Source organism: Pseudomonas sp. Leaf434 (assembly GCF_001425545.1).
GTDB classification, from domain to species: Bacteria; Pseudomonadota; Gammaproteobacteria; order Pseudomonadales; family Pseudomonadaceae; genus Aquipseudomonas; species Aquipseudomonas siliginis.
In genome coordinates, this window is sequence record NZ_LMQZ01000001.1 from 645314 (window position 1) to 659572 (window position 14259).

The following is a 14259-nucleotide window of genomic DNA, read 5'->3' on the forward strand; positions in this document are numbered from 1 at the left end:
CGCCGCGACATTTGAGCAGCGGGCGAATCACGGCCCGTTTGAATTTTCCACGAAGGAGGGCGCGACCATGAGCCGGATGGCCACCCGTTTACGTAACGTCAGTTTTGCAACCCTGCTGGGCCTGTGCGCCAGCAGTGCGTTCGCCCAGTCGCCTGCCGAATTCATCAACGATGCCTCTGCCAAAGGCATGGCTGACATCGAAGCCAGCCGTCAGGCCCACGGCAAGACCGAATCGAAAGAGGTCAAGGATTACACCATCGTTGTGATCAACGACCGCACTACAGCCAACCAGCATCTGGCGAAGATCGCCAAGAAACTCGACCTGCCGGTTGCCCCCCGCGAAGAACTCGCCGACAAGGCCAAAGAGCTGATGCCGGAAGTGAAGGACGGCACCACATTCGATCAGGCCTACGCTGCCAGTCAGGTCAAGGCGACCGAAGAGGCCATCACTCAGATCGAGCAACAGGCACAGACCACCGACGTGCCGGAAATCAAAGCGTTTGCCGATGAGACTTTGCCGAAACTGCAAAGCCATCTGGAGAAAGCTCGAGCGTTGCAGGCCAGTCGCTAACTTCGCCTTGTTGTTGCAGCGCGAGCGAAACCTTCAGTTGAAATGCGATGCTTCCCCTGTGGGAGCTAGCCTGCTCGCCAAAGCGGTGTGTCAGTCAATGATGTTTTGACTGACCCGCCATCTTCGCGAGCAGGCTCGCTCCCACAGGGTGTGTTTACTTGCTCAGCACTCATTCAAATCCTGCTTTGGCTTGCTCTTGTCGCCAAGCCCCTCAAGATCAAACACCTGATTCTCACCCAGCGCGCGGTAATGCCGGCGCAGCGCTTCGAGCTGCTTCAGATCCAGCGCCTCCAGCCCGAGCATCGCGTTCTGCGCTTCCTTGTTCACTCGCAACAGCTCATCGAGTTTCAAATGCAGAATGTCGGTATCGCGGTTCTGCGTGTTCTGAATCAGGAACACCATCAGGAACGTGATGATCGTCGTCGAGGTATTGATGATCAGCTGCCAAGTGTCGTTGTAACCAAAAATCGGCCCGCTCAACCCCCACAGCCCGATCAGAATCAACGCCCCCATGAACGTCTTCGGGCTACCGGCCCACAGGGCAAGTTTCTGGGCAATCTTTGCGAATTTCATGATGGAAGTCCTTGTTTTGGGAGCTTGAAATTCAGACATCGGCGTTGTGCTGAAAATTCTAATTACAAATAACCGGGCGGGACGCCGGAGGCGAGGCGAGCTCATCGGCCTTATCGCTGTATGGTATGGGCAGCTGCACTTCCCGGTTTCAAGCCATGCCCCGACAGGAGAACGCAATGAGTTGGTCTGCCAAGCAATACGTCGCTTTCGAAGATGAACGCACCCGCCCGGCCCGTGATCTGTTGGCGGCGATACCCACGGCGCAGGCCCGAGCGGTGGTGGACATTGGTTGCGGACCGGGCAATTCCACCGAATTGCTGGTGCAGCGTTTTCCCGAGGCGAGCGTCAGTGGCCTCGACAGTTCGGCGGACATGATTGCCGCCGCGCGCAAGCGCTTGCCTGACGTGCAGTTTCAGGTGGCCGAGGTCGACAAATGGGCTGACGAAGGTCCGTTCGATGTGATCTTCGCCAATGCGGTGCTGCAATGGGTGCCTGATCACGCATCGTTGCTGCCAGCCCTGGCGAGCAAACTTTCAGATGGTGGCAGCCTGGCGATCCAGATGCCGGACAACCTCAACGAACCGTCCCACCGCTTGATGCGTGAAGTCGCCGCCAATGGGCCGTGGGCGAGCAAGCTCGCAGACGCTGCCGGGCAGCGTACCGACATGGCCAGTGCCAGTGAGTATTTTTCAATGCTGCGGCCGCACTGCGCGCGGGTCGATGTGTGGCGCACCACCTATCACCATCAGCTTCGGGACGGGGCGGCGGGAGTGGTGGAGTGGTTCAAGGGTAGCGGGTTGATTCCATTCCTGAGCCCATTGACCGAGGAGGAGCGGGCGCAGTATCTGCAGCGGTATCTGGCAGAAGTTGCCAAGGCTTATCCGGCCTTGGCTGACGGCTCGGTGCTGTTGCCGTTTCCACGTTTGTTTATTGTTGCGACCCGCTGAAAATATTCATTCGCCTAGCTCGTTTTTTATCGTGAGTTCGACGCATTGGTTCAGGTCGGCGTAACTCGCAAGAACAACCCGATCGGTCCCCTCTCCCTCGGGAGAGGGTTAGGGTGAGGGGCTCGCTGGGGCAGTGATCGGGTTTAGCAGCCCGGCCAGGATTGACCAACGGTTGCACATGTACCTGCCAGTCAGGCTTCGCCTGCGCTTGATGGTGGCTGTGCGCATGGCACCCTCGGGTGCGCCGGGTTTTGGACTTCCTACCGGTCTGCTAACTTGCGTACAGCTGCCACCCTTTCGTATAGCAGCGGGATGGTTGCAGTTACCACTACAGGAAGATTCCATGTTCAAGGTAACGCCAAATCCGCCGGAAACCGATCCGGCCTCTCCTTACGAGTCCCTCGATTCGAAAAAACTCCACGAAGCCGCCGAACGCGCTCTCGACCACTATCTCATCCCGCCGCAAACCTGCTCTCCGCCGTACCAGGCCAGCAGCATGTTCATGGTCAATCCAGGCACCGACACCGAGTCGCTATTGGTCAACGCCAGCGAATCCCTCGGCTCGGCCAGCGTCATGCTCGGCGACTTCGCCGCCTTGCTCGACGGCAGCCAGCGCAAAACCCTGCTCGGCATCGCCCAGGTCGTCATGCTGGGCGAGCTGGCGGTGAATCAGGTGCTGGATCATGTGGTGCCGGTCGGTTAGCCGGCGCTGATTTCCGGGCAAAAAAAACCGGTCGTTGCGACCGGTTTTGCATGCGATAGTTTTCTTCAGACACTGGCGAGCAGGCATTCATAAGGAATACGCAAGCCATCGTGCAGACGTTTGATCATTGCCAGACTCAGCTTGCGCTTGCGGTTCAATACTTCCGAAACACGGCCACTGGTGCCAATAAAGGGCTCGAGATCCCGCGGCGTCAAGCCTTGCTGATCCATACGAAATTTGATGGCTTCAATGGGATCAGAGGGCGGCATCGGAAAATGCTGCTCCTCATACTTTTCTATCAGCAGAGCGAGAATTTCCAACTCAATGCCCTCTGAAATCTTGAATGTGCTTTGTGAACGAGCGTTCAACATTGAATTGCAAAGCATAGGATTACAAATGCCTCAAGGCCGAGGAATACATCGAGCAGACTCTCGCTGCGCTCGCCGACTGGAAGAAGGTATTCACTCGATTGAATGTCCCGCACAAAGCCGGGGAGCCGATCTTTAACGTACTGGCGAGGCTGCATCTGGATTTCGAAAAGTAAGCTGCAGATGGGTGGGCAGCATTGTTCTGGTAGATGTTGACGCTTACATTTCAAATCCCAGGCGCTAAAAAGCGACCAGCAAGGCAATTCCAACACGCCGTGACAACTGCCCAATAAAAAGCCCGGCGCGTGCCAGGCTCTATTTTACTCTTGAAGCACCGTCACGCTTGCTTCTCACGTGCCGCCAGCATCACTTCAATCTGCTTTTTGGTAGCTTCGGTCAGCACTTCGCTGTAAACACGCTTTTTCTCCTCCGATTTAGCATTTCGGATGAAGTCTGCGAACGGACTGGTGGATTCCTTTTCGGATCCGAATTTCATGTGATTGCTCCGTCTGTGATCCCAAGCATAGCCATCAACTCAGGTCTCGTATGCTTCTCGGGGATATGGTAGTCGATCTTGTCAATTCCAGCCTTGTAGAGACGCCCGGAATTATCAATATGCTTCACAAGGAGATCGACATGCAGGTCTTTGCCGAACTCTAGCTTAAGCGTGTTCACCACGTCACGGGCTGCGAAGTACTGGTCGACGAAATGCTCTGGCCGGATTCTCCGTCCTTCGGCTTCCTCTCGATTCCGAACGAAAGACCAAGCAAGTCTTGGATCCTGATAAACGTAGAGAATTTGAACGAATCTCCCTTTATTAAGGCAACGTTGCACATTGTTCCTTGCGATCTCGATATTGGACAGTGTTCCATCCAACAGGAAGGATTGCTTTCGGTCCAACGCAAGGTCTATCAACTTGCCGACGAGAATCGAGACTGCGCCTTGGAATAGCCAGGCATTACCACCTTGATAGGCTTCGAACTCGTTCCTGAGTTCGTCGGGATCAATTCGCAGGATTGGCGTGTCGGAGAAGAAACTAAGTAGCGCCAACGAGGCCTCTGTTTTACCAGCGCCAGGTGATCCAGCCATAAAAACCGAAACAGGCTCCTTTTCAGGTGGATATTTTGCCTGGTCCGTAAGCCGCTTACCAATAGCCTTCTTATTCGATCGAGCAAACCGGATTGCGGCATTACAGATGGCTAGCTCTTCTTCCGTCATTCCATGCCGTTTGTCTTCTTGCATTGAATGGGGCCTTTCTGGAGTGAAAATGATGTGCAGATTCTTGCTCCGGTTCTACCTCGTTGCGGTGTCTCCCACCCCTCGGGGTGCCGTGACGGCAGCGTTTTCGCTGGTGGGGACCCCGGTGTGCGCCCCGGCGATGGCTCTGCTTGATATTGTTGGAATGAGCGAAGCGTATGCGGAATTGGCGGATCTGCAATCTACGGTTTGTTTCTGAATTGGTCTGTGCTGGTAACCGGATCTCAAATCCCACGCACAAAAAAACCGGCCATCAAGGCCGGTTTTTCATTTCTGCATCCCCCGTCTGACAACACAACGCGAGATCAATATTCGGTGGAGCGGGTAGAGGGAATCGAACCCTCATCTAAAGCTTGGGAAGCTTTCGTTCTACCACTAAACTATACCCGCTCAGAGCGGCTGACTTTGTACCAGACTCGGCCACGGATTTGAAGTTTTCTTTTCTCTGCGAGGGCTTTGCCACGCAGAAATCGGTCGATCGCGAGCAAGGGCTGCGCCGGTGCAACAGGCACTTCAAGCTTGCAGCCTTGCCCGCGATGACGCTGTTTCAAATGGCCAGGGCATGTTGATCCTGCACAAACGAGTAGCGCGTTCGGCTGGCTTGCGGCGCAGGTTTCAGAAAGCCGAGCAGGGCGTTCTGGCTGTCGCGGCAGGCGGCCTTGTGCTCCATGTCGAGAAAGTGTCCGGTGGCTTGCAGGGTGGTGAAGCTGCTGTGGGCAACGTGGTTGCCGAACAGTCGCGCATCCTCGGCGGCGGTGTATTCGTCCCATTCGCCGTTGAGAAACAGCACCGGCACGTTGATCTTTTTCGCCGCATTCAGATAGCACTGGCGATCGCTGTGCAGCACGTCGTTGATATGAAAATGCATCTGTCCGTATTCATGCTCGGCGAGACTGCTGACGTGGCGATAGTTGAAACGCTTGAACAGCGACGGCAGGTGTTTGCCGATGGTGTTGTTGACCAGATGGCCGACCCGATCGCCGTCGCGGCTGCCGAGGTAATCGACGCCGCGCTCAAGGTAATCGAGCATGTGCGCATTGATCACCGGGGAGAACGAGCTGATCACGGCTTTTTCGATGCGCCGGGGCTGCTGGGCGAGGGCGACCAGAGTGGCGGCGCCGCCCCAGGAGAACGACAGCACGTGTTCGGCGGCGAAGTGGTCGATCAGCTCCAGCAGAATCTGCCCTTCGACTTCCTTCGTCAGATGTTTCTCATGCCGGTTGTGGGCTTTTGACCGACCCGCGTAGGGCTGGTCGTAGCAGACCACGTTGAATTGCGGGTGCAGGTTTTTCACGGTCTGTGCAAACGACGCAGTCGTGGCCATCGAGCCGTTGACCAGAATGATGGTCTTTTCTGCGGCGTCTGCGCGATAGAACTCCGTGTAAACCCGATACTGACCCTGTATATCCAGCACAGCGATTTCTGGCCTCATGTCATAAGACTCCTGGCAAGCAAGCGGGTATGCGCGCAATCGAGATTGCACGAGCTTTGTGACAGGTAGGCATACGCCTGAAATTTGCTGGCCCATGTCGATCCGGTACGGCAGGTCGACGGGTGTTGTTATTGGCGGGCAGATTGTCGGCTGAGGCGCAGCCCTTGAGGGCAGACGACCGACAAAAAGTTTCTTGGAAGTATGTGGTGACTCATCGGTCACATTTCGGCCGACGTCCTGATTCAAGCAGGGGACTCAGGATCACGCAAGTGCCGTCGGCGAATTGTTCGACAACTTCGGCTGAGCGGTCGCCGGCTTAGAACAAATGAATCTCTTCGGTGCGCAAAGCGCGGTACTCGCCCGGTTTTAGCGCGTGATCGAGGGTCAGTTTGCCCATGGATTCGCGGTGCAGGCGCAGGACTTTGTTGTTGAAGAACCCAAACATGCGCTTGACCTGATGGTAGCGGCCTTCAACGATGCTCAGCCGTGCCGAGCGTGGGCCGAGCAGCTCAAGCTGTGCCGGTTGAGTGGTCAGATCTTCGAAAGCGAAGTAGATGCCCTCGGCAAATTTCAGCGCGTAGCTCGGGTCGATGTCCTGTTCGGTTTCGACGTAATAGACCTTCGCCAGTTTGGTTTGCGGCTGCGTCAGGCGCCGCGACCAGGCGCCGTCATTGGTGATCAGCATCAGCCCGGTGGTGTTGAAATCCAGACGCCCGGCGATGTGCAGATCGTCCTTGTGCGGTTCATCGAGCAGGTCGAGCACGGTCGCATGCTGCGGATCGCGGGTGGCGCTGACGCAGCCCGGCGGTTTGTGCAGCATGAAATAGCGAGCCGGCTTACCGCTTTGCAGCACCTCATCGTCAACTTCGACCCGGCTGAATTCCAGCACCTCACTGTGCGGGTCGTTGACGACTTTTCCGTCAATCCGCACGCGCTTTTCCACCAGCAACAGGCGCACCTGCTGACGGTTGTAGCGGGGCAGATTGCTGAGGAAGCGGTCGACGCGCATGGTCAGAATTCAACGGACAAAGGGCCGCGCATCTTACGGGATCGGCCGCCGGTCTGCTTGCAACTGCGCTTCGACCTGGGCGCAACGCGGGCACAGGCAGGCTTGATTGCGCAACTCGGCCGGCAGCGCTTCGAGCACTGCAGGGTCGATGGTCACGCCGTAGCACCAGCATTCGCGGTCGGCGGTGCGCGGGTCGGCGAGGCTGCAATCGTTGCGGGCGCCGCAGGCCGGGCATTGGTCGGGTTTGACGTCGTTATCAGGCATAGGTCGAGTGCGGCATTTCCATGCAGGTGCGGTTGCGCCCGGTTTGCTTGGCGCGGTACATCGCATGATCGGCCCGCGACAGCAGAGTGTGCAAGGTGTCATCGTGTTGCACGGTGGTGGCGCCGATGCTCACGGTCAGATGCAGGCTGTGGCCATCGTAGGCATATTCGTGTTGCTCGACGTGCTGACGGATTTTCTCGGCGATTTTCTGCGCGGTCTCGCCGTCGGTGTCTTTCAACAGAACGATGAACTCTTCACCGCCCCAGCGGCAGACGATATCGGCGTGACGCAGGCAACTTTGCAGGTCGCGGGCGAAACCGATCAATACCTGGTCGCCAGCCATGTGCCCGTAGGTGTCGTTCAAGGCTTTGAAGTGGTCGAGGTCGAGCAGCAACGCGGTCAGCGGCTTGGTTTCCCGCTGGGCCTCGTGCAGCGCTTGCGCAGCGAGGATGTCGAAGCCGCGTCGGTTCGGCAGTTCGGTCAGACTGTCGAGGGTGGCGTGCGCCTGGATCTTCGCCTGGAAGCGCTTGATCACTCGATTGAGCAAGGCCAGCACGATCAACGTCACCAGCAGGCAGATCAGCAGATTGAGATACAGCGACTGGCGGATCTCGCTCAGCGCGCCGTCTTCGCGTTTATCGACGAACAGGTACCAGTTCAACTCGGGGATAAACCGCACGTTGAGAAAATGTCCCTGGCCGTGGGTGGAGTATTCGTAGCTGCCGCTGTGCGGCTTGGGCAACTGGCTGACCAGACTTTTCATGCTCTCCAGTTCGCCAAGACTCTGGCCGATGTGCGCGCCTTCCGGACCACCCTCGGCACCGGTCAATACGAGGCGGCCGAAGGTGTCGACGAAGTACACGCTGCGTTGATAGCGCTGTTGATACTTGTCGATCAGCTTGATCACCGCGTCCACCGTCAGGCCCACGCCCGCGGCACCGATGAAGCGGGTGTGGTAGTCGTAGACCTTGTAGTTGATGAAGAACGTCAGGTTGTCCTTGTTGGCCAGATCCGGGTCGACGTTGATCTCGTACGGGTCCTGCATGTCGCGCACGCGGAAGTACCAGGTGTCGCGCGGCTCATCGACTTTGACCTGCTTGAGCACGCCTTTGGCGTGGTAGTAGGTGAGCGTGGCATTGGAAACGAAGAACGCCGTGTAGGCGCCGTAATGGGTCATGACCTCGTCGAGATAGCGGGTCATCTGCTCGGGATTCTGCTCGCCGTTGACCACCCAGTCGCGCATGAACGTGTCACGGGACATCATCGAGGAAATCAGGATAGGCCGGACCAGATCTTTCTGGATTTCCGAATAGACCGTGTCGGAGGTCAGTGGCAGTTCAGTGTTGACGATGTTGTCGCGGATCGACTCGCGGGAAGCGAAATAGCTCAACAGCGAGGTGGCGAGAAACCCGGCGCCGAGCAGGGCGACCAACGTGAGCACCAGTGAACGTTGCGAGTACAAGGGAGAACGAAGCGGCATGGCAGATCCGTTGGCAGTGGCCCGATGGGATGCATTCTAGTGGCACTGCGCGCAAATAACTGCTCCCTGTGCGGCGTGAATGGTCGTTCCTTTATTCGGGGGTGGTGCGCCAGAACCTGTGGGAGCGAGCCTGCTCGCGAAAGCGGTGGGTCAGCCACATCAATGTTGAATGACATACCGCATTCGCGAGCAGGCTCGCTCCCACAGGGCGACAGATTCAGGCCAGGGTTTTGAGGTATGCCCGCCATCCCCCCAAATGACTGATATCCACCGCACCCTCCAGGCCATACGGCTCGCAGATAAACCCGCTCTCCCAGCGCCCATCCGCCAGTTGCACCTTGCCCAACCCGAGCGGCGCCGGAATTCCGGTGAGAAACGAGCCCAGCTCGCTGCTCGGCAATTCCCAGACCTCCACGGCAATCGCCACGCCGCCGTCCTTGACCCGCACCATGCCCGGCCGCAATGGCGGGCCGCCGGCGAGGGCGTGCAGTCGATAGTCCGGCGAACTGAACGTGGTTTCCAGCAAACGCCCGCCACGCTGGGTCAGTTGCCAGTTCAGCGCCAGCCCTTGCAGATGCGCGCCACACACCACCAATCGAGCGCGGTCGTTGCGCGCAGCGTTCGTCGGAGCTGGCAGGGCGCTGTCCTGCTGGCGCTGCAAGGCATCCGCCACGCTCAACAGGTATTGATCGGTAAACACCCGCCCAAACAACGTCACGCCCCACGGCAAACCATTGTCCATGAACGCGGTCGGCACGGCGACGGCGGCGTAGTCGAGCAGGTTCATGAAGTTGGTGTAATAACCGAGTTCGGAATTGCGCAGCACCGGTTCGGCCTCAAGTTCGGCCAGGGTCACTGGACGGCCGATGGTCGGCGTCAGCACGCAGTCGAGATTCTCCAGGGCCTCGTCGCAGAGGGCCTTCAGCGCCTGCAATCGATATTGCGCGCGGAAGGTCTGCACGCCGGTCACTGCCGGAGCTTTGGCCAGCACCGCTCGGATCACCGGCAGCACCGCTTCGGGATTCTGCTCCAGCAGCTCACCGGCGACGCTGTAACGCTCGGCGACCCACGGCCCGTCGTAGAGCAGACTCGCTGCTTCGAGAAACGGCGACAGATCGAATTCGACTGCCTCGCCCCCCAAAGCCTTGAGCCGTTCGATGGCCGCTGCGAACAACTGTGGCCCCTCGTTGCAGCCGAAAAATTCAAGGTCCTGCGCCCGTGGCACGCCGAAGCGAAACGGCCGTGGCGCGCCAAATGCCGAGCCGTCATTCCAGGCCGGATTGCGTCGGCTGTACTCATCGCGAGGATCGTGTCTGGCCGTCAACGCCAGCAACTGACTGGCCTCACGGGCGGTCGCGGTGAAGGTGGTTACACAGTCCAGCGTGCGGCACGCCGGCAGCACGCCAGCGGTGGAAATCAGGCCTTTGCTCGCCTTCAATCCCACCACATTATTCAGCGCCGCCGGCACTCGCCCGGAACCGGCGGTGTCAGTGCCCAAGGCAAAACTGGCCAGGCCCAGCGCTACCGCCAGTGACGAGCCGGCGCTGGAGCCGCCAGACGGATATTCGGACAAAACGCTGTTCGGGCACGCACCATAAGGCGAGCGGCTGCCATTGAGGCCGGTGGCGAACTGATCGAGATTGGTCTTGCCCAGCGGAATCGCCCCCAGCGCCAACAGTTGCTCGACGATGGTCGCCGACTGCTGCGGCACATAGGCAAACGCCGGGCACGCGGCTGTGGTGGGAATGCCGGCCAGATCGATGTTGTCCTTGATCGCGAACGGCACGCCATACAGCGGCAGACTGTCGAGGTCACGACCGTCGAGGGCGGCGAGGTACGGCTCCAGTTCATCGACGCTCAGCAGGTGGATGAACAGGTGATAGTCGGGATTCAGCGCAGCGGCTTTTTCGCGCAGTTGCAGCAGCAGTTGGCGCGGTGTGGTGTCGCCATTGCGATAGGCCTGGCGCAGTGCATCGAGTTGCAGATTCATCGGTTGATCCTTATAAAAAATGGCTTCAGTCGAGTTCCAGCACCACCACCCGTTGTCCGGCGCGCACCGCCGAACCGGGTTGCACGCGGATCTCTCGCACCACACCGGCCAGCGGCGCGAGCACAGGGATTTCCATCTTCATCGACTCGAGAATCACCAGCACATCGCCCGCCGCGACACGCTGGCCGGCCTCGACCTGCACCTGCCAGAGATTGCCGGCGATGTGGCTGTCGACGCTGTGTTCACCGTTTTCCAGTGGTGCTTCTTCGCTGGCGTCAGGCACGGCTTCTTCGCTGTCGAAATGCGCCTGGCCGCTGGCGATCCAGCGCTCGCGTTCAGCTTTGAACGCGCCCTGTTGCTGCGCACGGAAAGCGCTGATGCCCGCGGCTTCCTGACTGAGAAATGCCTGATAGTCGGCGAGGTTGAGCTGGCTGTGTTCGATGTTCAGATCGAAGCGCCCCAACGGGAAATCGCGGCGAATGCGCAGCAGTTCTTCGGCGCTGACCGGGTAGAAGCGGATCTGATCGAAGAAGCGCAGCAGCCACGGTTTGCCGTCGAACGCGGCGACTTCGCGATAGCGATTCCACATCTGCAGGGTGCGCCCGACAAACTGATAACCGCCCGGGCCTTCCATGCCGTACACGCACATGTAGGCGCCGCCGATGCCGACCGAATTTTCGGCCGTCCAGGTACGTGCCGGGTTGTACTTGGTGGTCACCAGACGATGACGCGGGTCGAGCGGCGTGGCCACCGGCGCGCCGAGATAGACGTCGCCAAGGCCCATCACCAGATAGCTCGCATCGAACACCGTGCTCTGCACTTCGTCGAGATTTGGCAGGTCGTTGATGCGCCGGATGAACTCCAGGTTGCTCGGGCACCACGGCGCGTCCTTGCGCACGGTGGTCATGTATTTCTCGATCGCCAACTGACAGGCCGGGTCGTCCCACGACAGCGGCAAGTGCACGATGCGCGAAGGCACCTGCAAGTCCTTGGCGGCGCACACCGCGTCCCATTCGCCAGCGATGATGCCGAGCAGATCGGCCAGCGGCAGTTGCTCGGGCTGGTAGTGCACTTGCAGCGAGCGAATGCCCGGGGTGAGGTCGATCACCCCATGCAGGGCCTGGCTTTCCAGCGCCTGCATCAGCGCGTGGGCGCGAAAGCGCAGGACCAGATCAAGCTCGGGCTCGCCGATTTCCAGCAGTAAATGAGTGTCGCCAGAAACCCTCCCGACAAGCCGCCGATCCCCCTGACCCAACTCAAGAACCACAGGCGACACAATCCCTTGTGGGAGCTGGCTTGCCAGCGATGATGTTGATGCGGTGTCAGATCGGGCACCATCGCTGGCAAGCCAGCTCCCACAGGGGGCATCCCATTTCAGGGCGAGATCGCGGGCGGTGCCGAGGTCGACGGGAATGAACTGAATTTTATCGCCCGCCTTGAGCTGCCCCAGCTGCCACAGATCGGCCTCAATCACCGTCACCGGGCAGACAAACCCACCCAGGCTCGGGCCATCCGGGCCGAGAATCACCGGCATGTCGCCAGTGAAGTCCACCGCACCAATCGCATACGGATTGTCATGGATGTTCGACGGGTGCAGACCCGCTTCACCGCCATCCTCACGCACCCACTCAGGCTTCGGTCCGATCAGGCGCACGCCGGTGCGGCTGGAATTGAAGTGCACTTCCCACTGGGTCGCGAAGAACGTGGCGATGTAGTTTTCGCTGAAGTATTCCGGTGCGCCGTGCGGGCCGTAGATCACCTGGATCTGGCGCACGCTCGGCAGCGTGGTGATGTGCTGTTCGGCCAGTTGCTGGCCGGCGCTGTGGTCGGCCAATGCCGGCACATGCAAGACGTCACCGGCCCTCAACGCGCGCCCGCCATGCCCACCGAACTGGCCGAGGGTAAAGGTACTTTTGCTGCCCAGATAATCCGGCACCTGCACGCCGCCGCGCAGGCACAGATAACTGCGCGCGCCGGCGCCGCTGATGCTGCCCAGTTGCAATGTCGCGCCGGCCGGGATCAGCAGCGCGGTGTTCATCGGCACCGGTTCAGCGTCAAGGGTCAAGGCAATCGGCGCGCCGGTCACCGCGACCACCGCGTCACAATTGAAGCGCAGGATCGGCCCGCTCATGGTGATTTCCAGCGCGGCTGCGCCTTGTTCATTGCCGAGCAGGCGATTACCCAGACGCAGTGCTCGGCTGTCCATCGGCCCCGACGGAGGCACGCCGACGGCCCAATAGCCGAGGCGGCCGGGATAGTCCTGCACGCTGGTCTGCGTGCCGGCGCTGAGCACTTCGAAGGTGTTGGCGTGATAGAGCAGATTTTCCAGGCAACGGGTCCACGGCTGGCCGCTGGCGAATGGAGTATCGAGGAGAATCTGCCGCAGGTAATCGCGGTTGGTTTCCACGCCATACAGCAGGCTATCGCCCAGTGCCTGATGGAGTTCGGCGCGAGCCTGTTCGCGGCTCGGCGCCCACGCGATGAGCTTGGCGATCATCGGGTCGAAATACGGCGGGATTTCCACGCCGGCCTCGACCCAGGTGTCGATGCGCAACTCAACGCCGTTGGCTGGCGGAAACTGCACAGCGGTCACCAGGCCCGGGCTTGGCTGAAAATCACGCCCCGGATCTTCCGCGTACAGACGTGCCTGAATCGCATGGCCCTGCGGTTCCAGGCCTTGATACAACTCGTTCAGCGGCGGCAGATCACCGGCGGCCAACTCGATCATCCAGCGCACCAGATCCACGTCCCACACCTGTTCGGTGACGCCGTGCTCGACCTGCAAGCGCGTGTTCACTTCGAGAAAATAGAAGCGCTGGGCCTCGCTGTCGAAGACGAATTCGACGGTGCCGGCGCTGCGGTAATTCACCGCTTGCGCCAGTTTGATCGCTGCCGCGCACAGCTCATCGGCCATGCCTTCGGGCAAGTTCGGCGCCGGGGTTTCTTCGAGGACTTTCTGGTTGCGCCGCTGCACCGAACAGTCGCGCACACCGAGAGCGATGACTTCACCGCAGCCGTCGCCGAACACTTGCACTTCCAGATGCCGCGCGCGTTCGATGTACTTCTCGATGAACACCCCGGCGTCGCTGAAGTTGTTCTCACCGAGGCGTTTCACCGCTTCGAATGATTCGCTCAATTCACTGGCGCTGCGGCACACGCGCATGCCGATGCCACCGCCGCCAGCGGTGCTTTTCAGCATCACCGGGTAGCCGACCTGTTCGGCGGCACTCAGCGCGCAATCGAGGCTGTCGAGCAGGTCGGTGCCTTCGAGCATCGGTACGCCGTGCTGTCTGGCCAATGCGCGAGCAGTGTGCTTGAGGCCGAACACCCGCAATTGCTCCGGCGTCGGGCCGATGAAGGCGATGCCCTGCGCTTCGCAGGCTTCGGCGAACGCTGCGTTTTCCGAGAGAAATCCGTAGCCGGGATGAATCGCCGTGGCGCCGCTTTGTTTGGCGATAGCGAGGATTTTATCGACGGCCAGATACGTCGCCGACGCCGCGCCTTCGCCGAGGCTGTGCGCTTCTGCGGCCTGGGAGATGTGCAGGCTGGCAGCATCGGCTTCTGAATACACGGCGACGCCTTGGGCCTTCAGCACGTTGATCGTGCGCAGGATGCGACAGGCAATCGCGCCACGGTTGGCGATGAGGATTTTTTCGAACATGGCA

13 protein-coding genes and 1 tRNA gene are annotated in these 14259 nt (G+C 59.7%); 3 read left to right on the top strand and 11 right to left on the bottom strand.

Annotation, left to right across the window (positions count from 1 at the left end; genetic code table 11):
* Positions 1-67: 67 nt before the first annotated feature.
* The gene (locus tag ASG55_RS02885; RefSeq protein WP_041478889.1) at positions 68-571 is read left to right on the top strand and encodes a DUF4142 domain-containing protein; all 504 of its coding nucleotides are present in this window, start codon (positions 68-70) and stop codon (positions 569-571) included.
* 162 nt (positions 572-733) lie between these two features.
* On the opposite strand, the gene ASG55_RS02890 is transcribed toward ASG55_RS02885, so the two are convergent.
* The gene (locus tag ASG55_RS02890; protein WP_016771301.1) at positions 734-1144 is read right to left on the bottom strand and encodes a low affinity iron permease family protein; all 411 of its coding nucleotides are present in this window, start codon (positions 1142-1144) and stop codon (positions 734-736) included.
* Positions 1145-1320: 176 nt separating this feature from the next.
* On the opposite strand from ASG55_RS02890, the gene tam reads away from it, so the two are divergent.
* Positions 1321-2091 carry a trans-aconitate 2-methyltransferase gene (gene tam / locus ASG55_RS02895; protein ID WP_056783474.1) on the top strand — a complete coding sequence of 257 codons (771 nt, stop codon included), beginning with the start codon at positions 1321-1323 and terminating at the stop codon, positions 2089-2091.
* A 343-nt stretch (positions 2092-2434) separates the two neighbouring features.
* Positions 2435-2794 (top strand): DUF6124 family protein, encoded by a 360-nt coding sequence (locus tag ASG55_RS02900; RefSeq protein WP_056783476.1) that lies wholly within the window; start codon positions 2435-2437, stop codon positions 2792-2794.
* Positions 2795-2859: 65 nt separating this feature from the next.
* Here the strand turns inward: ASG55_RS02900 and ASG55_RS02905 are convergent, their stop codons facing one another.
* The 10 genes from ASG55_RS02905 to uca all read right to left on the bottom strand — a co-directional run bounded on the left by ASG55_RS02905 (position 2860) and on the right by uca (position 14255).
* On the bottom strand, positions 2860-3165 hold the full coding sequence (locus tag ASG55_RS02905; RefSeq protein ID WP_224787260.1) for a helix-turn-helix domain-containing protein: 306 nt from the start codon (positions 3163-3165) through the stop codon (positions 2860-2862).
* Positions 3166-3499: 334 nt separating this feature from the next.
* The gene (locus ASG55_RS26950) at positions 3500-3658 is read right to left on the bottom strand and encodes a hypothetical protein (protein ID WP_164488340.1); all 159 of its coding nucleotides are present in this window, start codon (positions 3656-3658) and stop codon (positions 3500-3502) included.
* A complete protein-coding gene (locus ASG55_RS02910; RefSeq protein ID WP_082530253.1) occupies positions 3655-4404 on the bottom strand; it encodes a zeta toxin family protein in 750 nt (249 codons plus the stop codon). Before ASG55_RS02910 ends, ASG55_RS26950 begins: the two co-directional genes overlap by 4 nt.
* Before the next feature lie 331 nt (positions 4405-4735).
* Positions 4736-4809, bottom strand: a tRNA-Gly gene (locus ASG55_RS02920).
* Positions 4810-4966: 157 nt separating this feature from the next.
* Positions 4967-5851 carry an alpha/beta fold hydrolase gene (locus tag ASG55_RS02925; protein WP_041478884.1) on the bottom strand — a complete coding sequence of 295 codons (885 nt, stop codon included), beginning with the start codon at positions 5849-5851 and terminating at the stop codon, positions 4967-4969.
* 316 nt (positions 5852-6167) lie between these two features.
* The gene (locus ASG55_RS02930) at positions 6168-6860 is read right to left on the bottom strand and encodes a pseudouridine synthase (RefSeq protein ID WP_056783483.1); all 693 of its coding nucleotides are present in this window, start codon (positions 6858-6860) and stop codon (positions 6168-6170) included.
* 33 nt (positions 6861-6893) lie between these two features.
* Complete coding sequence (locus ASG55_RS02935; RefSeq protein ID WP_056783484.1) at positions 6894-7124, bottom strand: cysteine-rich CWC family protein; 231 nt, start codon at positions 7122-7124, stop codon at positions 6894-6896.
* Entirely contained in the window at positions 7117-8604 is a 1488-nt protein-coding gene (locus ASG55_RS02940) for a sensor domain-containing diguanylate cyclase (RefSeq protein ID WP_056783487.1), read from the bottom strand. The genes ASG55_RS02935 and ASG55_RS02940 overlap by 8 nt, the downstream gene beginning before the upstream one ends.
* Before the next feature lie 217 nt (positions 8605-8821).
* On the bottom strand, positions 8822-10594 hold the full coding sequence (gene atzF / locus ASG55_RS02945; RefSeq protein ID WP_056783490.1) for an allophanate hydrolase: 1773 nt from the start codon (positions 10592-10594) through the stop codon (positions 8822-8824).
* 25 nt (positions 10595-10619) lie between these two features.
* Positions 10620-14255 (bottom strand): urea carboxylase, encoded by a 3636-nt coding sequence (gene uca / locus ASG55_RS02950; RefSeq protein ID WP_056783493.1) that lies wholly within the window; start codon positions 14253-14255, stop codon positions 10620-10622.
* Positions 14256-14259: the final 4 nt, after the last annotated feature.